Origin of the sequence: Halobellus sp. H-GB7, from assembly GCF_030848585.1 — an archaeon.
Lineage (GTDB): Archaea > Halobacteriota > Halobacteria > Halobacteriales > Haloferacaceae > Haloquadratum > Haloquadratum inordinatus.
In genome coordinates this window covers 39,036-59,254 of sequence record NZ_JAVDDW010000015.1, presented here as the reverse complement: position 1 = coordinate 59,254, position 20,219 = coordinate 39,036, and the positions used below count along the sequence as shown (strand labels likewise).

Genomic DNA, 20,219 nt, shown 5'->3' with positions numbered 1-20,219 from the left:
GCGAAGAGTATGCCGTAGCTCTGAGTGGCAGCAGCGTTCCCCGGGTTCGCCGTGGGTTGGGCTGCTTGATTATGTGGTACTTGCTGTTGACGCTGTTGGCTCTGTGTCTGCGTCTGTGCCTGTCGAACACCGCATTCCGGACAGATTTCGGCCTTCGTTAGGATAATCTCGCCGCACTCCCGACAGTACTGTTCATCCTCTCCAGGTGTTTCATCTGACATTACCAGTTGGTTCAATAAAACCTTGAATTAAAAATGTAATGAAAACTGTATTATATAGTCACAGTTGGAGGGTGTAGCTATAAATCTACGACAACCGCGGACCCTGCTTATTCGTCAATTCTCTCTGTTCACAGTACATATCATCAGCAACTAATGTAAATGAAAGTATATAAAAGGCGACAGCGAGCGACGGGATACACACCCTAACACACAAATCTATTCGTGTAAGCTACCTATAATTTAAGGTAATGCCCTCCACTCCAGACACGGCTCCAGAGTCGACCAGTGTTCCAGAAGCCGAACGCGAGCCCGACACGGCGGAAATCGACACCGCGCGGCTCGCCAGATTTTTCGGCGTGCTCGTCGGCCTCGCGATCGCCATCGTCGTCGCAGCGCAGGTCGCGAACGTCCGGCTCGTCGCGCTCGCACCGCTGTATATGTTCACTCCCGCTGTCGCCGCCGCGGCGACGCTGTTCACGACCGGCGTCTCAGTCCGGGAAGTCGGCGTCCGCGTGGGTCGACTCCGCTGGCACGTGCTCGCTGCCCTCTCGGTCCTCGCCCTCGTGGGCGTGGCTCTCGCGCTCGCGCTCGCCGTCCCCGGGATCGGATTCAATCCGAACGCGAACCCGGTACCCGGAATCGCACTCCCCGCCGGACCGCTGGGACTGCTCGCGCTCGCAGCCCTGACACTCGGACTGGGTGTGACAGTCAACGCCGTCTTCGCGCTCGGCGAAGAACTGGGCTGGCGAGGCTACCTGCTGTGGGAACTCGCCCCGCTGGGATTCTGGCGCACGAGCGGCGTGATCGGCGTATGCTGGGGCGTCTGGCACGCTCCGGTCATCCTCGACGGCTACAACTACCCGTCGTTTCCGCTCGTCGGCGTCGTCGCGATGACCGCCGCGACGGTGGCGTTCTCGCCGCTCTACACCTACCTCGTCGTCCGGGCCCGTTCGGTTCTCGCCGCCGCGTTCTTCCACGGCGTGTTCAACGCCTCGGCCGGCGCCCTGCTCGCCTACACGACGGCGTCGGATCCGATCCGGAGCGAACTGGTGGCGAGTCCCGTCGGTCTCGCCGGGATCAGTGCGTTCGTGCTCGCGACGGTTGTCGTCGCTCTGCGCGGCGCGCCGGCGTTGACCCGTCAGGCGATGAGCGGCGGCTGGGACGCCGCCGGATCTGAGGACTGACTTCGCAACACTCATATGGAGCCACGGGCAACAAACGGGCACACAGTCGACGGTCGGCGTCGGCGTCGATGCAGTCCCATGGGGTAGTGGCCAATCCTGAAGCCTTCTGGGGGCTTCGACCCAGGTTCGAATCCTGGTGGGACTACTCGAACTTCTCACGGCGTTACGATCCCGAGCGGCGGGTCTGGGAAACGTCCCGATTCAGCCTCCAAATCCGCTATTGCTCACTGCGATAGGGCTCTGCGACGACGAATCGTAGTCGTCGGGAACCTCGATCGTCTCGCGGGAACGAATGCCGAACAGTTCTGAAGGCTACGGAAAACTTTTCCACCCGAAATGGAGGGGTTGCGAACGGTTCACGTCGATCGTGGGTCGCCGCGCCTGCGAGAGCCCGACTTACTTCTCGACGACCAGCAGCGCGACGCGTTCGAGCACCAGGAGTTCGAGGTCGCCGTCGACCACGTCGAGTTCGGCGTCGCTGACGTCGAAATACTCGCACACGCGTCCGGAGTCGTAGTCGCCGAGCGTCGGCGTTTCCGCGTCGAGGACGCGAGAGCGAACAGTCGCTGCCGCGTCGGTTTCGTCGCCGCCGTCGACGAGGACGACGACGCGGTTTTCGCCCGGTGAGACGCCGAGTTCGAGCGCCTCGGTGATCTGGCGGCGACCGGCCGCGTACAGGAGAATCTCGACGGCGCGGTCGCGAGCGACGTTCTCGCCGCGCTCGATGGCACGGTCGGCCAACTCGACGGCGCGTTCGAGGTGCCGCTCGCTCACGACGTACCGCGCGTCGAACGCCTGGATCGTCGCGCCCGTCTCCGCAGAAATCTCACCGATCTCGGCGACGAACGCGTCGACGTCGTCCACCTCGGCCGTTCCTTCGAGGATCTTCATCCGAAATCACCCAGGCTGGCCTGCTCTTCGGGGTCGCCGTCGCCGCTTTCGCTTTGTGGTCGGTTCGTAGGCGCGGACCCCGTGCGATCCGGTGGTTCCCCAGTCGACTCGCTTCCCGAGTCTCCGCTCGCGACGTCCTCCATTGAGGGGTCCTTGCGACCGACGTTCTCTAAGATCCGCTCGGCGGTCTTGCGTCGCCCGCGCAGCGCGCGGAGCACGGTGGATTTGTCGGCTTCGCGGAGGTCCGCGCGGGTCTCGATACCGGCCTCGTAGAGGCGTCGCGCGCGTTTGCGGCCGACGTTGCGGATGCCGGCGAGATCCAGCAGTTCGTCGCGGACGCCGTACTCGACGCGCTTTTTCGCCTCGCGGACGGGCACGACGGGAAGTTCGAGTTCGCCCGCGAGCTGTTCGGCCGCGCCGAGCAGCCACTCGGCAGTTTCGACCTTCCCGCGGATGTCACCCGGGCCGACGCCGTAGCGCTCCGTGATCCGGTCCTCGTCGACTTCGTTCGCCCAGTCTTCCAGCAGCGTCGCCGTCTTCAGCGCCGAGAGCCACTCCTCGAAGCGGACGTCCTCGTACTCCGAGGGGGTGCGGCCGAGCAGTTCCGGTTCGCGTTCGTAACAGACCTCGGTGAACGTCTCGCGGTCGCCGGACTTGAGGTAGAGTTGATACATATCCGGCGTTCGCGAGACGAGGTGAAAGAGCCCGAGCGCGGTCGGATAGGTGGGTTGCTCCGACGACGCCGTAGCGTCCCCGTCGGCGCCCGTCTCGGCCTCGTCGGCGTCGGCCGTGGACGCATCCGTCGTGCCGTCGGAGTCGTCTGACGACGATCCCGACTGCAACTCGCTGGCCCGCTGGAAGCCGGCGGACTCGGGGTCGGAGCCCGTCTGCGTCCCGTCGGCGGCGTCGCGGGCAGGAGTCGCGTCCGCGGCGTCGCCGGCGAGCGCGCGAACCATCTCCTCACGGTGCTTTTCGCCCCACTCCAGGCCGTCGATGATCTCGGCGGCGGTCATCGGATCGAGGTAGAGTCTGGAGACGGTGTGTCCGACGCTCGTAGCCGTGAGCGATCCCTCCTCGCGCTCGATGAAGTCGTTGCGTTCGAGGTACGCGAGCACGTCGTCGGTGACGGTCTCCAAGCGGCCGGAGTCGTCCGCCTGGGTCGCGTACAGCGTCCGATCCAGAAAGTCGAGGAGTTCCTCTCGCGTGTGCGCGAACCCGGAGGCGACAGTGGCGAGGACGTGCGTCCGGAGCGCCGGTTCGGCGGCCAGTTTCGAGCGAACGGGCTCGGGGTCGGCCCAGATGTACCGCTCGAACAGTTCATCGCGCGTCTCGGAGTTCTTCGCGAGTAGTACGGCCTCGCCGTAGGGATCGAGACCGGGCCGGCCGGCGCGGCCCATCATCTGGTGGACTTCGAGCACGTCGAGCGGCTTCATCCCGCCGTACTCGCCGTCGTAGCGCCGCCAGTCGCGGACGATCACCCGGCGGCTCGGCGTGTTGACGCCCGCGGCGAGCGTCGGCGTCGCCGACACGCACTTGACGAGTCGGTCGCGGAACGCCTCCTCGACGAGCGAGCGGTGCTCGGGCGCGAGGCCGGCGTGGTGGAACGCCGCGCCCTTCGCGACGCAGTCGGCCAGCGTGTCGCTCGTCTCGGCGTCCGAGACGTCTCTGATCTCGGCAGCCAGTTCGGCGAGTCGGCTGCGCTCGTCGTCAGCAAGGTGGTCGGCGGTGACGTCCCGGAGGCGCTTTGCGGACGCCTCGGCGTTGCGCCGGGAGTTCACGAACACGAGCGAGGAGCCCTGATCGCCGTCGTCGTCGCCGGCGAGCGCGTCTGCGACGAGCGCTGCTGTCGGGCGGCCGCCGGATTCGACCGGGACCTCGCGCTGGCTGCCGTCGTCGAACGTGACCGCGTTTCCGTAGTGGACGCCCATCCGCAGGTCGATGGGTCGCCAGGTGGACTCGACGAGTTCGGCGTCGAGCCACTCGGCGACGACGTCCGCGTTCCCGACCGTCGCCGAGAGCGCGACGACCTGCAGTCCGGGGTTGAGCGTCCGCAACTTCCCGAGCGTGACTTCCAGCGTCGGGCCGCGGTGCGCGTCGTCGACGAGGTGGACCTCGTCCGCGACGACACAGGTCAAGTCGTCGATCCACGCCGCGCCGTTTCGGACGAGCGAGTCGACCTTCTCGGAGGTCGCGACGACGATATCCTGGGACGCGAGCCACTCGCCGTCGGACTCGTAGTTGCCCGTCGAGACGCCGACGTCGAACCCGTACTCCTCCCAGCGCTCGAACTCGGCCTTCTTTTCGGAGGCGAGCGCTCGGAGCGGAACGATATACAGCGCCTTGCCGCCGGACGAACCGCTGGGCGGTGCTTCCGAGCCATCCGAGCGTGACCCGGAGACGCCGCGCGCGACGCTGGACAGCATCGCGAGTTCGGCGACGAGCGTCTTCCCCGAGGCGGTCGGGACCGAGGCGACGAGGCTGTCGCCGCGGGTGACGCCCGCCTCGACGGCCGCGCGCTGCGGAGGGTAGAGTTCCTCGATTCCCTCCTCGCGCACGTGGGCCGCGACCTCCTCGGGCAGTTCGGGCACCTCCTCCGGTTGCATTGGGCCAGGCTACGCCGTCCTCCCGTTTAAACCGTCGGAGACGCGGCGTGCGTGGCGGGTAGTCATCGTAGGGTCCCGTCGCGACCGCACCAACGTCGCCAACGATATGTTGCCGGTCACCGAACGGCGGGTATGAAGATCCGCTACGATCGTGAGACCTGCATCGGGATGTTCCAGTGTGTCGACGAGTGGGACGCCTTCGAGAAGAATCTCGACGCGGGGAAGGCCGACCTCGACGGAGCGACCGAGGTCGAAGAGGACATTTTCGAGCTAGAGGTTCCCGACGGCGCCGAACTCGACGCGGAGTTCGCCGCGCGGGCGTGTCCCGTAGACGCGATCAAACTGTACGACGACGACGGCGAACAGGTCGTCTAACGCCGCGCTCGTCAATTCGGCAGGTCCCGTCGACGGCCGTGTCGCCGTCGCAGAGACGGATATTTTCGGGACGGCTGTCATCCGCAGAGAGCCAGCACAATCATTATATACGTCGGTAGAGAGTTTTACGACCGAGGCAAAAGTATGAGCCACCGAAGTCACGGTCAGAACCTCTCGGAGTGGGCAGAGCTGATCGGCGCGTCGCTGCCGGACTCCGTCGAGGACCTCGAAGACGCGAGCGCAGGCTCGGAGGCCTACGGCGTGGAGGCACTGGATGCGCTCGGGTCGGAGTTCGGCGCGGATCCCGAACGGAACCGATAAAACTGTCGGCGCGACTGCGTGAGGGAGATCGGAACCCGGGCTGTCGACGACGATCACGGAGTCACGCTTGGCAGTCAGGAACGCTCGCGGTCGGACGCAGTTCCCGTTTCGCCTGCGTCCCCGTCAGGGGACCGTACGCGCCTCGTTTCACTTTCACCGTCGTCGGCGAACCCTTAACAGCGACGACGCCCAATCGAGCGTGATGGCGGCCACCGACGACCCCGCGTACGTGGACCATCCCCTCCTGAGTCCTGACTTCATCGAGCGGCGGCTCTATCAGATGCGCCTCGCGAGCGCCGCACGCGAGTCGCACACGCTCGTCTGTCTTCCGACCGGGTTAGGAAAGACGACCGTGAGCCTGCTCGTGACGGCCGATCGGCTCGACGACATCGGCGGTAAGGCGCTGTTTCTCGCGCCGACGAAGCCGCTGGTCCAGCAGCACGCGGAGTTTTATCGCGAGGCGCTAGAGATTCCCGACGAGGAGATCGTCGTCTTCACCGGAGAGATCCGACCGGAAGACAGAGCCGAGCGCTGGGAGGACGCGCGGATCGTCGTCGCGACCCCGCAGGTCGTCGAGAACGACTTGGTCGGGAGTCGCATCTCCTTGTCGACCGTCACCCACCTCACGTTCGACGAGTGTCACCGCGCGAGCGGCGACTACGCGTACGTCTACATCGCCGAGCGGTACCACGAGGACGCAGAGAACCCGCTCGTGACGGGGATGAGCGCCTCCCCGGGCGGCGACAAGGAGGCGATCCTGGAGGTGTGTCAGAATCTCGGGCTCAGCGAGGTCGAGGTGATGACCGAAGACGACGCCGACGTCGACGAGTACACCCACGACACGTCCGTCGAGTGGGAGCGAATCGAACTCCCCGACGAGATTCTGCAGATTCGGGACGCGCTGAACGAGGTGATCAAAGACCGGCTTCAGAAACTGAAGTCGCTGGGCGTGACGAACACCACCCAGCCCGACGTCTCCCAGAAGCAACTGAACCGGATGCGCGGGAAACTGCAGGAGTTGATGAACGCCGACAAATCGGAGGGCTACAAGGGGATGTCGACGCACGCGGAGGTGATGAAGCTCCGGCGGGCGGTCGAACTCGTCGAGACCCAGTCGGTCGAATCCGTTCGCAGATACTTCGAACGCCAGCGCAACGCCGCGCGCTCTTCAGGGGCGTCGAAGGCGAGCCAGCGGCTCGTCGCCGAGCCCAAAGTGCGCGAGGCGATGCGGCTCGCGGAGTCGTTCGACGGCACGCACCCGAAGTTCTCGCGGGCACGGATCCTGCTGGCGCAGACGCTCGGCATCGAGGAGGGCGAGCGCGTCATCGTCTTCACCGAGTCGCGCGACACCGCCGAAGCGCTGACGGAGTTCCTCTCGGCGTCGTTCGACGTGCGCCGGTTCGTCGGCCAGGGCGACAAGGAGAGTTCCGAGGGAATGACCCAGAAAGAGCAACAGGAGACGCTCGACGCGTTCCGGAACGGGGAGTTCGAGGTCCTCGTTTCGACCTCCGTCGCCGAGGAAGGACTGGACGTCCCCGAGGTGGATCTGGTGCTCTTCTTCGAGCCGGTGCCGACGGCGATCCGGTCCATCCAGCGAAAGGGACGGACCGGACGGCAGGCCGAGGGCCGCGTCGTCGTGCTCCTCGCCGAGGACACGCGCGACGAGGCCTACTTCTGGATCTCGCGGCGCCGCGAGAAGGAGATGGAATCGGAGCTCCGCGAACTGAAGGGCTTCGCCGGCGACATCGAGTCCGAGCTCACCGCTCCGCAACAAGACCTCGAAGCCTACGACAGCGAGGGGGATGGTGGGAGCACAGGTGAGGAGACCGACACGGGGCGCTCCAACGACGCTCAGGCGGACGACGGCCAGGCAGACGACACGGGAAGCGGTGGGCAGTCGACGGGCGACACTGGAGCGGGCACCGGGTCGGTCGTGCAGTCGAACGGACAGGCCGGTCTCACCGACTTCGGGCCGACGGACGAAGAGATCGAACGGGCGCAGGATGACGAGTCCGGAGACGAGAGCAGCGAGGCGGACGACGACGTCGACGAGGAGAGCAGCAGGGCGGACGGCGACGCCGAAGACGGTGACGCGGCGGCCGATTCGGGCGTCGTCGCGACTGCCGACGGCGACGACGAGGAGACCGAAATCGTCGTCGACCAGCGGGAACTCGACGCCGCGATCGCGAAGGACCTCTCGAAGCGCGATGGCGTCCGCACGCGACTGGAGACGCTGGCCGTCGGCGACTACGTGCTCTCGGACCGGGTCGCCGTCGAGCGCAAGTCCGTCGCGGACTTTCTCGACACGCTCTTGGGCGGCGACCGCTCGCTGTTCGAGCAGATCGGCGACCTCGCCCGCGCGTACGCCCGCCCGGTGTTGATCATCGAAGGCGAAGGTCTCTACGAAGAGCGGAACGTCCATCCGGGCGCGATCCGGGGTGCGCTCGCCTCGCTGGCGGTCGACTTCGACGTGAGCGTGCTCCAGACGCGCGACGAGGACGACACCGCCGAACTGCTGCTCACGATCGCCGAGCGCGAGCAGACCGAGCGCGAGCGAACGGTGAGCGTCCACGGCGAGAAGAGCGCGAAGACGCTGGCCGAGCAGCAGGAGTACGTCGTCTCCTCGATCGCGGACATCGGCCCTGTGACCGCGCAGTCGCTGTTGAAAGAGTTCGGAACGGTCGAGGCGGTGATGACGGCCCGCAAGGACGACCTCACCGAGGTTAGCGGGATCGGCGAGGTGACCGCCGAACGCATCCGGGAAGTCATCGGAAGCGACTACGAGTAGTCGCGAGCGGCGGTGATTCGACTCCTATTCGTCGTCTGATTCCTGTTGATCCACATCGGAGGAGGTCTCTGCGTCGTCGTGGTCGGTGGTCGACGCCGCGTGGTCGCGGTTAGCAGTCGACTCCGAATCGGCGTGGTTGGCTGTCGACTCCGGAGTGTCGTGGTCGGCGTCGCCGACCGAGTTCAGTTCCGTCGAGAGCAGCGCCGCCGACTCGACGAACAGGCCGACGGCGAGGGGGCCGGCGACGACACCGATCGGACCGATGGTGAGCACGCCGCCGAAGAACCCGACGAAGTAGAGACTCCCCGGAATGTCGGCCGTCTCGCGGGCGAGTCGCGGGCGGACGAGGACGTCGGGGAGCCACGCGATCACGAACCCGCCGACGAAGAAGACGAGCGCCGCCTGGAGGAGTTCTCCGAGCGCGGCGTGGTACGCCGCGAGTCCCGCGAGAAGCACGCTCGGGCCGATTATGGGAACGAACTGGAGGACCGCAGCGACTGTCGACAGCGTCACGACCGACTCGTAGCCGAGCGCGAAGAACACCGGGAGCGCGAGGGCGAACGTCGCGATTGCGGTCGCCGCCTGCAACACGTAGATAGCGAACAGCGTCTCACGAGCGCGGCGGTTCAGCGACCGCGCGGCGTCGCGGTAGTCGGCCGGAACGAGCGCGAGCGCCGCGCGCTGGGCGTCTTCGCCGTAAAAGAGCAGCGAGTAGATCAGGAACACGAACAGGGTTACTTTCACCAGGAGGACCGGCGCGGCCGTGGCTGCGCGCCGCGCCGCGCGCTCGACGAGTCCGACGACGAGCGTCGCGACCGATTCCAGCGTGACCACGTACTCGAATCCGAGCAGCGAGACGTCGATTTGGGCCGGAAGGAGGCCGATCAGGTCCACGAACGAGTCGAACCGAAGGTACGCGACGACCGCGAGCGGGACGAACACGAGAAGCGTCATCACGAACGCACCGGCGGTCGCACCGCCGCTCGCGACGCGCCGTGACTGGCCGCGGGCGACGAGTTCGCGGCGGACCGGCCAGAGCAGATACGCGACGGTGACCGCGAAAAAGACAGTGCTCAGCACCGACGCGAGGAGGACGGCCGCGACCGCGCCCGCGAGGACGAAGAGCGCACCGAGCGTGTACCGCCGCTGTCGTGACACGCCTGCGTCTCACGGCGAAGTGACAAGAGCGTTGCTCCGGGCAGGCGTGGTCGGCAGCGGTCGGGACCGCTTCACCACGGTTAAATATCACCGGGTGTGATCACCAAGTAATGAAACGGAGAACGTTCCTGCGGGCGGCGGGTGCGGGCGGAATCGCCGGACTGGCCGGTTGCGCCGGTGGTGACGGCGACGCGACGGAGACGACGACTGAGGGCACGACCGAGGACACGAGCGAGACGTCGACGGGGACGGCGACCGGAACTGCAGGCGGCGCAGTCCCCGAACTCGTCGTCGCGACGTACGGGCCGTTCGTCGACGCACCGTCGTCGAGCCCCGGCGCGTGGATCAAAGAGACGTTCGAGTCCGAGTTCGACGCGACGCTCCGGTATGCGACGCCCGACAGCGAGATCAACTACTTCATCGAGCGCGCACTCCGGGGCGTCGACATCGACGCCGACGTCTACGTCGGGCTCAACGTGGATATGCTCATCCGGATCGACGAACAGCTCGACGACGGACTGTTCACGCCCGTCAACGGGCTCTCACGAGGCGGCGACGTCAAAGAGTCCCTGTCGTTCGATCCGAAGGGCCGCACGATCCCCTACGACACGAGCTACGTCAGTATCGTCTACAACGAGACGCTGGGCGACAACGGGGCCTACAGCGCGCCGGAGACGTTCGACGAACTCCTCGATCCGGCCTACGAGGGCGACCTCCTCGCCCAGAATCCGACGGCGAGTGCGACGGGCAAGTCGTTCCTCTTGCACACGATCAAAGCGAAGGGGGCGAACGGCTACCTCGACTACTGGAAGCAACTCCAGGACAACGGCGTCCGGATCCTCTCGGACTGGTCGTCGTCGTACACGGCCTACTCGAACGAGGAAGCGCCGATGGTCGTCTCCTACTCGACGGATCAGGTGTACGCTCAGCGGTCCGGCGAGGACCTCGCGAAGCACCAGATCCGATTCCTGAACGACCAGGGCTACGCCTATCCCGAGGGGATGGCGCTGTTCGAGGGGACGGACACTCCCGAACTGGCGCGGTCGTTCCTCGACTTTATGCTGCGGCCCGACGTGCAGGGCGAGATCGCCCAGCGGAACGTCGCGTTCCCGGCGACGACGACCGCGGAACTCCCCGCGTCGTTCTCTGAGTACGCCCAGGCCCCGCCGGAAGCAGTCACTTTCACGTACGACGCCCTTCGAGACAACGTGAGTGAGTGGACGCAGGCGTGGGAACGGCAGTTCGCCAGCAAGTGAGGGCGACGCCGACAGAGTGGAGACGGTGAACGCTGTGCTTCGGACCGCCTTCTCGCGACTCGAAGCGCACGCGCTCACCCTCGGGACGGCAGCGACCGCGCTCGTCCTCGTCGTCGTCTTCTACTATCCGGTCGCGACGGTGTTCGTCGACGCCGTCGTCGTCGACGGGCAGGTGACGATCGCCCCGCTCGTGTCGGTGCTCACCTCGCGGTTCTATCTCGTCGACATCTTCGGATTCACGGCCTACCAGGCGCTGCTGTCGACGATCGCGTCCGTCCTGCTCGGCCTGCCGGGGGCGTGGCTCCTCGCGCGGTTCGAGTTCCCCGGTCGCGAGACGCTGCGCTCGCTGACGATCCTCCCGTTCGTGATGCCGTCGATCATGGTCGCGATCGGCTTCGTCGCGACGTTCGGCCGGAACGGCACGCTCAACGCGGTGTTGGGGGCGCTCGGCCTTCCGACCGTCGACCTGCTTTTCACCATCGAGGCAATCGTGATCGCACACGCCTTCTACAACGCCCCGCTCGTCGCGCGGGTGACGACTGCGGCCTGGGAGAGCGTCGACGCGTCGGCCGTCGAGACCGCGCGGAGCCTCGGAGCGTCGCCGGTGCGGGCGTTTCGTGACGTCGTCCTCCCGCAGTTGCTCCCGGCGATCGCGATCGGCGCGACGCTGACGTTCGTGTTCACGTTCGCGTCGTTCCCGATCGTGCTCGCGCTCGGCGGATTCCAGCTCGCGACCGTCGAGGTGTTCATCTACTCGCGGATTCAGAACCTCGCGTACGCCGAGGCGGCCGCGCTCGCAGTCGTCGAGACGACGATCTCGCTCGGACTGACGTATCTGTACCTGCGTTACGAGGGACGACAGCGCGCCTCCGGACAGGGCGCGCGGCCGCAACCGCGACGGTCGCTGTGGCCGGAGTCGACGAGCGTCAGATCGCTGGGAACCCGGATCGGGATCGTCGCGTACGCCCTGGTCGTGCTCGCGGTGTTCGTCGGACCGATCGCCTCGATGGTCCTCACGAGCCTGACCGGACCACAGGGCGGCCTGACGCTCGATCACTACCTGTTTCTCCTCGAACGTCAGCAGACGGGCGCGTCGTATCAGGTGCGGCCGCTGCCGGCGATCGAGAATTCGCTGCTTTTCGGCGTCGGAACGCTGCTCGTCGCGCTCCCGATGGGAGTCGTGATGGCAGTGTTGACGACGCGGCAGTTCCGCGGGCGGGCCATTGTCGACGCGCTGTCGATGGCTCCGCTCGCGGTTTCGGGGATCGTCGTCGGCCTCGGCTTGCTTCGCGGACTCGTCTTCGGGATCGAGGTGTTCGGGACGCGCGTTCAGGTCACCGGAGCGCTCGCGGTAGTCGCCGCGCACGCGGTCGGCGCGTACCCGTTCGTGACGCGGAACGTCGCGCCGCTGCTCGGGAATCTCGATCCGCGACTAGTGGAGTCCGCGCGGAGTCTGGGGGCGAGTCGCGTGCGCGCGCTCGTCGACATCGAACTGCCGCTGGTCGCCGCGGGCGTCGTCGCCGGCGCGGCGTTCGCCTTCGCGATCAGCATCGGCGAATTCGACTCGACGGTCGTCCTCGCGGAGGGGTCGGCCAGTTACACGATGCCCGTCGCCGTCGAGCGGTATCTGGGCCGGCGGCTCGGCCCGGCGACCGCGATGGGCTGTGTCCTGCTCGCGGTGACGAGCCTGAGTTTCGTGATCATCGAACGGTTCGGCGGTCGCTACGGCGGCCGAGGTGGCTTCTGAGGATGCAACTGACACTGGAGAACGTTCGCAAGGAGTACGGTGAGACGGTCGCGCTCGGAGGGAGAGACGGGAGTGGCGGGCGGTCAGGCGTCGACCTCGACGTCGAGGACGGCGAGTTCTTCACGCTCGTCGGCCCCTCCGGCTGTGGGAAAACGACGACGCTCCGCCTCGTCGCCGGCTTCGAGACGACGAGTACGGGGTCGATTCGGTTCGGAGGCCGCGAGATGCGCGGCGTGCCACCCGAAGAACGGGACGTCGGCGTCGTGTTCCAGAACTACGCGCTCTTTCCGCACCTCTCGGTCGCGGAGAACGTCGCCTACGGACTCAGGTTTTCGGATCCGCCGGGCGATGAGAGCCGAGAAGAGCGCGTGGCGTCGTTGCTGGAGTTGGTCGATCTCCCCGACGCGGGCGGCCGTGATCCGACGGAGCTCTCCGGCGGTCAGCAACAGCGCATCGCGCTCGCGCGGGCGCTGGCTCCCGGCCCGGATCTGCTGTTGCTCGACGAGCCGATGAGCGCGCTCGACGCCCGACTCCGCGAGCGACTTCGGCTACAGGTCAAAGAGATCCAATCGACGCTCGGGATTACTACGCTCTACGTCACGCACGATCAGGAGGAGGCGCTCGCCATCTCCGACCGCGTCGCCGTTATGAACGACGGCGCAGTCGAGCAAGTGGGAACGCCGCAGGCGGTGTACCGACGCCCGGAGACCCGATTCGTCGCCGAGTTCGTCGGCGACAACAACGTCTTCGAGGGCCGCGTCGTTTCGAGTCGAGCGGCTGACGAGTTCGAAGAAAGCCGGGATTCAGTCGCTGTAGAAGGCAAATCTCCAGTTGAAACAGAGGGGTCTGAATGGCAGGGAGAACGCGATAGGACCGCCGGTCGGCCCCAGCGCGTCGAACTCGACGTCGGCGGGGCAGCGATCACGATTGTAACAGAGAACGCAGTCGAAACGGACGACCGAGTCGCGTTCTGCGTCCGGCCCGAGCAGATGCGGGTGCTCGCGAGTGGCTCAGAGAGGGATAGCGAGCCGAGTGGATCAGAGCTAATGGATGGAGAGTCGAGTAGGTCGCGAACAGGCACCGAGACGAACGTTCTCGACGCGACGGTGTCCGGCACGGAGTTCCTCGGCGAGTCGACGCGAACCTATCTCCGGTGGAACGGCCGGGAACTGACCGTTCGATCGGCGAATCCGCTCTCCGGTGAGGTTCGGATCGGGTTCGACGCGACAGCGGCCCACGTGGTCGACCTCGAGCGCGGCGAATAGGATTCGCTACGTCCGGCGGGATGGGCCTCGCTGCGTTCGGCGACACCGGACTCGCTACGGCGCGACGCCGACCGTGAGAAGTGTGCCGTGCGTGCGGTAGCGTTCGACCATCGCCTCTCGCGACTCCCAGTTGTCGGTGGGGAACGCCTCGGCCGGCGGAATCTCGATCTCGCGGTCCGGAATCGAGTCCTGTTCGGCGACGTGGAGACCTGCTTCGCGGAACTTTTTGCGATATTCGTCGGCGGACCAGCGCGTCATCTCGATGTCGATCCGTTCTTGCCACTCGTGGGAGTAGACGTTCTCTTCGTAGTAGTTCACGGCGCAGTAAAACGTCCCTCCGGGCCGGAGGATCCGCGCGACTTCTTCGAGCGTGTGCTCGGGGTCCGACGCGTAGTAGAAGGCCTCCATACTCCAGACGTGGTCGACGCTGTCGTCCGCGAAGGGGAGTTCGTCGAAGTCGCCGACGAGGTAGGCGACGTTCGGATCGTCGGTGTACGACTGCGCGTTGTGCGCCATCTCGGGAGATCCATCGAGACCGTACACTCGGCCGGCATCCTGCGTGTCTCGGAGTGCGCGACCGGCGTAGCCGCTCCCGCAACCGAGGTCGAGGACGGTGTCGCCGGACTCGATCGGCATCCGGGCGAGCGCGTGTTTCGCGGTGTGCCAGTGTCGTTCCTCCATTCCCCGGTCACGGCCCTCGGCCGCCCAGGTATCGAATTCGTCTCGAACGCTCATACGGGTGCGTCGACCGCCCCGAACAAGAAGCGTCGGGTTTCGCGTGGTGTTCGCACCCCGGTCTGCAGTAAGGCCGGGGTATATGCGGGGAGAGAGGCGAAAGTAGGTATGGTCGGACGTCGTCGTCGGTTCGCGCTGTCGGACACCGCACAGCAGATCGTCGGGGGGTTCCTGCTCGCCGGGCCGTTCGTGGTCACCGAGGAGGTGTGGGTGTTAGCTCAGAGTATGTCGTCGCTACAGGCGCTTTTCACCGTCTTCATCGTCTTCACCGTCGGGTACGGCGCGTTGTATAAGGCCGACGACAGAGACCCCGACAGAGAGACGGAGGTCGGGGGCGTCCCCCTGCGGTTCGTCTCGCTCATCGCCGTGGCGTACTTCTCCGTCGTCGTCCTCGCGCTCGCGTTCGACGCTCCGGCGACGTTCCTCGATTCCGCTGCGTCGGGGTCGATGGTCGTCTTCGACGTCACCGTCCATCCAGCGCGGATCGACGCGACGCTCAAAGCAGTCAGTATCGGAGCGATATTCAGTGTCATCGGCGCGGCGACTGCCGACTCGCTGTACTGATAGGGATTATCGTACGTCTCCATAGATTTCTCGCCGGACGGTACGGCGAGAATCTCCGAACAGTTACGATAATCCCTATGAGTTCGGGTACCAAGTTCGGTCGGCGCGGTCGACACGTTCGATCCAGACAGGCCTTCCTCGCTCCGGATCTGATCTTTTCCTCCCCTCCGAATCTGGTCTCTTCCTCGCTCCGGATCTGATCCCCCGCACGATTAAGTCAGCGGGGCCGGACCTACGGGTATGGATTACAACCTCGCCATCGAGAACGCACCGGATTCGATCCCTGGCGGTACGGGCATTCTGCTGCTGCACCCGAGCATTGGTGAGACGGACCGCATCGACACGGACTTCCTGAAGACAGATACGGACCACTTCCTGGTAATCTCCACACGAACCACCGCCCGCGAGGTCGAGCAGAAACTGGAACACTACGACGTCGACGAGGAGAAGGCGGTCGTCCTCGATACGCTGTCGGTCGAACGCGGCTACTCCCGTCGACGAACGGACCACGTCCACTACGTCTCGGCACCGGACGACCTTGACGGAATTGTCGCACAGACACAGGAGTTCCTGGAGTCCCACGACGGAAAGCTACGGATCAGCGTCGACTCGGTGACTGAGATGGCCTACTACGCGGACGTCGACGGCGCGTACGAAGCGAGCGAGCGACTCCTCGAACTGCTCGACGAACACGACGCCGTCGGGCTGTTCCACCTCTCGAACGAGGTCCACGACGAGGAGACGATCCAGCGGTTCCGCAACCTCTTCGACGCCGTCGTCGAACTCGACGTCAGCGGCGAGGTCACCGCCGAGTTCTGATAGGGATTATCGTACGTCTCCATAGATTTCTCGCCGGACGGTACGGCGAGAATCTCCGAACAGTTACGATAATCCCTATGAGTCGGTTCCGAGAGTGGGGGCTCGTACTCTGTAGCGTAATGCGAACCGGTCAGGACTGATCGGTGCGGTCGGACCCCTCTTCGAGTTTCTCGAAGGTCTTTTCGGCCCATCGAACGCCGTACTCCGCGCCGTGTTCGAGGAACATCTGCGTGTCGAGCGCGGCGAACGGAGCGGGGAGTTCGAGGTCGTGTTTGATCGCAGAGCAGGCGTACTCGGTGGCTTCGGCGAACGACGTCTGCCCGCGCGCGACTGCCCGAGGGAGCGTCGAGAGTCGACCCTTCAATCGCTGTCCGGCGTCTTCCCAGGCGTCGAAGAGACGCGGTTGGGTACTCTCCCACGCGGCGAACGTCTCTCTGGTCTGGAGTCCCAGCCAGGCGTCGTAGAGCGCGGCAGCGATCTGATAGACGTCCGCAGGGCCGAGCGGGACGACGCGATCGAGTTCGCGGTACTGCTCGCCGAAGAACGGGAGGAAGTGCTCGGGGGCGTCGGTTCCGATCTGTACGAACGCCTCCGCAAGGAGGAAATCGAGGAACTCCGTCGGGGTACCCTCCGCGCGTTTCTTCACGAGGACAGTCGGCGGGGTGGTCTGTCTCGTCCACGTGACGGTGCCGTCGCCCGGCATCCCAACGGTGAAATCCGAACTCGCGTAGGTGACGAGGGCGCTCGGCGCATCGTCCGGGAGCCAGTCGCTCGGGTACGAGGCCGGCGAGAGTCCGTCCACGAGGAGGCCGAGATCCTCCGCGGCTGCCGGCGGGATGGTCTCGAAGTCGGCGGCGACGTCGAGGACGAGCGCGTCGGGTGCGTGCTCGTCGCGGACGGCGGCGACGTCGTCGGCGAGGTCGCGTCGGTCGAACATATCCGGAGTTGGGGACGCGATGCCTTCAGGCCCCCGTCTCGACTCCGGTGAGGGTGGCGAGTGCAGTCGAGATGTGTTCGTGCAGTCGAACCGGGGTAATGAGTACCGATCGGAGCCGCGGGGTAGTGAGTACCGATCGGAGCCGCGGGGTAGTGAGTACCGATCGGAGCCGCGTGGCTCTGATTTGAACGTGCAGCCAACGGAAAAGCGGCGTGTGGGAACGCGCTGCGGACGTTACCCGAACGCGAGCGCGAATATGATTGCGATCGCGAGGACGGCCGACACACCGACGGTTCCGAGAACGATCTTCGTCGCTTGGCTCATAGTGACACCCTGTCAGCGGGAGCGCTTAAATGCTTCAATCCGCCGCTGCGAGCGAAAAGAGAGTCAGCGTGGCTGTCGTCGTACTAGGCGTCTTCGGCGCCGCCGGGCGTCGTATCCCACGTATCCGGGACTTCGATGACGTAGCGCCCGTCCTCCTGCAGCGAGATGATGTATTCGGTCCGGTCGTACAGCTCCATCAGGTTCAGTTCGTACTCGCCGGGAGCGACGATGCGGATGCTCTCGAACTGCTCGTTGAGTTCTTCGCGGAGTTCGTCGAGGTCGGGACGCTCGTCGCTCGACGGCTCGATGACCCGTCCTTCGGAGGTGGTCGGCGGTCCGTCAGAGTCCGAAGTGGCTTCCGTGGGCGTCTCAGCGGGTGCGACGGTGTCGGGTTCGTCCGGACTCGCTGCCGCGATTTCGTCGGGCGAGACGACCTCGCTGCGGGCGCTCGCCTGCGCCGTGTTCTCTTTCGGACTGACGGTAGATGGGGCCTCCGTCGTACCTGGCTGACTTTCTGCGTCGTCAGTATCCGACGGCGGTGAGGTGGAACTGGGGTCGGTGTCGCCCGGACGTGTTTCCCCCCCAGTTTGTTCGGAGTGACGGGGTTGCGCCTGAGAGTCCATCGCGTGCGTCCGATCGGTACTTTCCGACGCGCGCGTTCTGTGGGGCGCAGTGTCTCGACCCGACGAAGACGGCTCGTCGCGGCGCTGATTCACCCACTGTCGAGACGGCTCCTGTCGGTCCGGTTCGGACGAATCCGTAGTTTCGTCCGATCCTTTTCCGAGCACGCGTTCGGCGGCCTCACGCCAAGCGTTAGACCCGCTCGAGTCGTCGGTCGGCGACGACGTGTCACGAGCGGGTTCCGTTCCGCTGGATGAAGGGTCCGCGTCGGGTCGCTGACGCTCCGTCGTTCGATCATCTTCCCCCGTGGGAGTCGTCCGGTCGTCTGCTCCCGTGGGAGTCGTCCGGTCGTCTGCTCCCGTGTCTGTCGCGGACGAGGGACGGAACTGGAACTTGTTGCCGCCGCAGTTCGGACACCCCGAGAGCATCTCTTTCGATCCGTCGGCGAATACGCGTCCGCAGTTTGTGCATTCGTGAGGCATCTGTGGTTACTGTGGAGGGGTCCGTTTCAGGTGGAGCGGCGTCGGATTTCGGCAGCCGAAGGAAGAGTGCGGGGTCATTACTTCCGAGAAACCAGCGCGCTGATGAGGTTCTCGTCTTTGTGGAGCGTCTCGATCTGGTTCGCGGGGCCGATAACCGTGAGTTTCTTCGTCGACTCCTTGCCCATCAGGCGCCCGAGAAATCCCTGATTGGCGCTGCCCGACTGGGGGTAGGTCTCGATCTCGATCCCGTTGAACTCGTCGGGGCTGATCTCGGTCATCGTGACTTCGATGAGCTTCGACTCCTCGTCAGGTGAGAGGCCTTCTTCGAGGACGACGATGTTGCCGTCGCGGACGCCGTCGAGGATGAGCCGGATCTTCTCCATACTCGTCAGTCCCTCCATCCGAGCGCCGCTGATGAGGTCGATCTGGACGCCGTCTCCGGAATCTCCTGGTGTGACTTCTGGCATCGTTCTCACCCGAAGTATTCCGCGATCTTCCCGTAGACTTCGTCCATATTGTTCCCTTCGAGTGCCGAGAGCGGCACCGTCTCGTGCTGGGGGAACGCGTTCGAGATGCGCTGGACGTTCGAGTCGTCGAGGTCCGTCTTGTTCGCGAAGATGAGGACGGGCAGGTCCTGGCTCTCGATGATACCGATGAGCATCGTGTTGACCTGCGTGAAGGGATCCTCAGTACTGTCGAGCACGTAAATAACGCCGTCGACGTCCTCGCGGAGCCAGTGCATCGCCTCGGCGACGCCCTCGGTCGCCTCGCGTGAGCGCCGAACGGCGTCGTCTTTCTCCATATCGTGTTCGAGGAACTCCTTGTAGTCGACCTTCGTCGTGACACCGGGCGTGTCGACGATGTCGATGCTGACGGTCTTCCCGTTGCGTTCGATCTCGACGTTTTCTTTCCTGCGCGCGCGTCGGGTCTCGTGCGGGATGTGACTCTCCGGACCGACGGCGTCGCCGGTCCAGTCACGTGCGATGCGGTTTGCGAGAGTCGTCTTCCCGGCGTTCGGTGGTCCGTAGATGCCGATCCGCTTCGGTTCGGCATCGGAGAACATCCGGTCGACGACCCGTGAGATGCTGTCTCTAAGTTCTGTGAACAGTCCCATCCTGGCCTCCCGCGCCTCCCGATCCGCTTCGTGGAGGGGCGTATGGAGGTACCACATTCGCGTGTTCACTTAAACACTGCGTCAGACGTACCACCGAAATGTGATACGAAAACGGGGTTCGCCGTCTGTTGCTCCGAATTTGTCGCTTCCAGTGGGAGTCGGGTGACGGGGTTGGCCGAAGTCGTCGATGGTTGGTCGATGCAAATGTCGGGCCGAACACCCTCCCCCCACCCCTTCGTTTCAACTGGAACACCCCGAAGACGGCCGGTGCGTGCAGACGCGCCACTAGAAAACTAGCTTAACACTAATAAAATTAAATATAATATAGCTCTTAATTAATTGCTTTGTTGCAGTACGGGTCTGTTTCAAGCTAAGGAGTGATAAAGCCACCGGTACTTAGAGGCTCCTTCGACACCCCCCTCCCTCTGTATCTCGGGTTCCACCCGAAACGAAGGGGTGGGGGGCGGGGATGGGGCGAGGAGCCGGAGGAATCGTTCCCACGTCCAGTTGCGTTCCTCCAAGAGCGTCGGGAACCGCTTCCCACGACCGCCGAACGATCCAGCGACCAAATTCAATACCCTACTTATTTTACATTAGTTTCTAGTGTGTAATTGAGGCGAAACTAATCTACAACTACGTGGTATTCACAGTGCTTATATCCGTCTGAGAGGAATTAGAGGCTCTGAAATGTCATCTTAGGGCTTTACAAACAATCCGTCGAGCCACCGGCTGGTGTGAAAGAGGCAAGTTTTTTGTACCACGTGTTCCTCTGCTTCGTCTGCATCAACTGGACACGTCGCTGAGAGGGAACCGG

At 64.9% G+C, this 20,219-nt stretch carries 17 protein-coding genes, 1 tRNA gene and 2 pseudogenes; 10 read left to right on the top strand and 10 right to left on the bottom strand.

What is annotated here, in order from left to right:
* Window positions 1-221: pseudogene (locus RBH22_RS16955) on the bottom strand (hypothetical protein); the annotation flags it as partial.
* Window positions 222-469: 248 nt separating this feature from the next.
* Between RBH22_RS16955 and RBH22_RS16950 the strand changes: the two are divergent.
* Window positions 470-1,405 carry a type II CAAX endopeptidase family protein gene (locus RBH22_RS16950; RefSeq protein WP_256546180.1) on the top strand — a complete coding sequence of 312 codons (936 nt, stop codon included), beginning with the start codon at window positions 470-472 and terminating at the stop codon, window positions 1,403-1,405.
* Window positions 1,406-1,477: 72 nt separating this feature from the next.
* Window positions 1,478-1,550: transfer RNA gene (locus RBH22_RS16945), tRNA-Gln, on the top strand.
* Between the two features lie 251 nt (window positions 1,551-1,801).
* On the opposite strand, the gene cgi121 is transcribed toward RBH22_RS16945, so the two are convergent.
* Window positions 1,802-2,296, bottom strand: coding sequence for a KEOPS complex subunit Cgi121 (gene cgi121 / locus RBH22_RS16940; protein WP_256546181.1), 495 nt, complete (start codon window positions 2,294-2,296; stop codon window positions 1,802-1,804).
* Entirely contained in the window at window positions 2,293-4,899 is a 2,607-nt protein-coding gene (locus RBH22_RS16935; RefSeq protein ID WP_306678457.1) for an ATP-dependent DNA helicase, read from the bottom strand. Before RBH22_RS16935 ends, cgi121 begins: the two co-directional genes overlap by 4 nt.
* Before the next feature lie 132 nt (window positions 4,900-5,031).
* Here RBH22_RS16935 and RBH22_RS16930 point away from each other — a divergent pair, with 132 nt between their 5' ends.
* The 3 genes from RBH22_RS16930 to RBH22_RS16920 all read left to right on the top strand — a co-directional run bounded on the left by RBH22_RS16930 (window position 5,032) and on the right by RBH22_RS16920 (window position 8,383).
* Window positions 5,032-5,274 carry a ferredoxin gene (locus tag RBH22_RS16930; RefSeq protein ID WP_306678455.1) on the top strand — a complete coding sequence of 81 codons (243 nt, stop codon included), beginning with the start codon at window positions 5,032-5,034 and terminating at the stop codon, window positions 5,272-5,274.
* A 144-nt stretch (window positions 5,275-5,418) separates the two neighbouring features.
* The gene (locus tag RBH22_RS16925; protein ID WP_306678453.1) at window positions 5,419-5,595 is read left to right on the top strand and encodes a hypothetical protein; all 177 of its coding nucleotides are present in this window, start codon (window positions 5,419-5,421) and stop codon (window positions 5,593-5,595) included.
* Window positions 5,596-5,797: 202 nt separating this feature from the next.
* Window positions 5,798-8,383 carry a DEAD/DEAH box helicase gene (locus RBH22_RS16920; RefSeq protein ID WP_306678451.1) on the top strand — a complete coding sequence of 862 codons (2,586 nt, stop codon included), beginning with the start codon at window positions 5,798-5,800 and terminating at the stop codon, window positions 8,381-8,383.
* A gap of 24 nt (window positions 8,384-8,407) precedes the next feature.
* Here RBH22_RS16920 and RBH22_RS16915 read toward each other — a convergent pair whose 3' ends face one another.
* On the bottom strand, window positions 8,408-9,541 hold the full coding sequence (locus tag RBH22_RS16915) for an AI-2E family transporter (protein ID WP_256546186.1): 1,134 nt from the start codon (window positions 9,539-9,541) through the stop codon (window positions 8,408-8,410).
* 110 nt (window positions 9,542-9,651) lie between these two features.
* Here RBH22_RS16915 and RBH22_RS16910 point away from each other — a divergent pair, with 110 nt between their 5' ends.
* Genes RBH22_RS16910 through RBH22_RS16900 form a run of 3 tightly spaced genes read left to right on the top strand, consistent with a single transcriptional unit; the run spans window position 9,652 to window position 13,809 of the window.
* Window positions 9,652-10,797: a thiamine ABC transporter substrate-binding protein gene (locus tag RBH22_RS16910; RefSeq protein WP_306678448.1), complete on the top strand. Its 1,146-nt coding sequence runs from the start codon at window positions 9,652-9,654 to the stop codon at window positions 10,795-10,797.
* Window positions 10,798-10,831: 34 nt separating this feature from the next.
* Window positions 10,832-12,544, top strand: a complete 1,713-nt coding sequence (locus RBH22_RS16905; protein ID WP_306678462.1) for an iron ABC transporter permease — start codon at window positions 10,832-10,834, stop codon at window positions 12,542-12,544.
* Between the two features lie 2 nt (window positions 12,545-12,546).
* Window positions 12,547-13,809, top strand: a complete 1,263-nt coding sequence (locus RBH22_RS16900) for an ABC transporter ATP-binding protein (RefSeq protein WP_306678446.1) — start codon at window positions 12,547-12,549, stop codon at window positions 13,807-13,809.
* 54 nt (window positions 13,810-13,863) lie between these two features.
* Here RBH22_RS16900 and RBH22_RS16895 read toward each other — a convergent pair whose 3' ends face one another.
* The gene (locus RBH22_RS16895) at window positions 13,864-14,544 is read right to left on the bottom strand and encodes a class I SAM-dependent methyltransferase (protein ID WP_306678444.1); all 681 of its coding nucleotides are present in this window, start codon (window positions 14,542-14,544) and stop codon (window positions 13,864-13,866) included.
* A gap of 108 nt (window positions 14,545-14,652) precedes the next feature.
* Between RBH22_RS16895 and RBH22_RS16890 the strand changes: the two genes are divergently transcribed.
* Both RBH22_RS16890 and RBH22_RS16885 read left to right on the top strand, forming a co-directional pair.
* Window positions 14,653-15,108, top strand: coding sequence for a DUF2391 family protein (locus tag RBH22_RS16890; RefSeq protein ID WP_306678442.1), 456 nt, complete (start codon window positions 14,653-14,655; stop codon window positions 15,106-15,108).
* Window positions 15,109-15,348: 240 nt separating this feature from the next.
* A complete protein-coding gene (locus RBH22_RS16885; protein ID WP_306678440.1) occupies window positions 15,349-15,927 on the top strand; it encodes a hypothetical protein in 579 nt (192 codons plus the stop codon).
* A 130-nt stretch (window positions 15,928-16,057) separates the two neighbouring features.
* Here the strand turns inward: RBH22_RS16885 and RBH22_RS16880 are convergent, their stop codons facing one another.
* The 5 genes and pseudogenes from RBH22_RS16880 to RBH22_RS16865 all read right to left on the bottom strand — a co-directional run bounded on the left by RBH22_RS16880 (window position 16,058) and on the right by RBH22_RS16865 (window position 19,405).
* Window positions 16,058-16,864, bottom strand: coding sequence for a hypothetical protein (locus RBH22_RS16880; protein WP_256546192.1), 807 nt, complete (start codon window positions 16,862-16,864; stop codon window positions 16,058-16,060).
* A 407-nt stretch (window positions 16,865-17,271) separates the two neighbouring features.
* Complete coding sequence (locus RBH22_RS17805; RefSeq protein WP_343218158.1) at window positions 17,272-17,811, bottom strand: Zn-ribbon containing protein; 540 nt, start codon at window positions 17,809-17,811, stop codon at window positions 17,272-17,274.
* A 291-nt stretch (window positions 17,812-18,102) separates the two neighbouring features.
* Window positions 18,103-18,291 (bottom strand): annotated as a pseudogene (locus RBH22_RS17800) (Zn-ribbon containing protein); the annotation flags it as partial.
* A gap of 77 nt (window positions 18,292-18,368) precedes the next feature.
* Window positions 18,369-18,758 carry a DUF2073 domain-containing protein gene (locus RBH22_RS16870; RefSeq protein ID WP_121570822.1) on the bottom strand — a complete coding sequence of 130 codons (390 nt, stop codon included), beginning with the start codon at window positions 18,756-18,758 and terminating at the stop codon, window positions 18,369-18,371.
* 5 nt (window positions 18,759-18,763) lie between these two features.
* Complete coding sequence (locus RBH22_RS16865; RefSeq protein WP_121570781.1) at window positions 18,764-19,405, bottom strand: Era-like GTP-binding protein; 642 nt, start codon at window positions 19,403-19,405, stop codon at window positions 18,764-18,766.
* Window positions 19,406-20,219 lie beyond the last annotated feature (814 nt).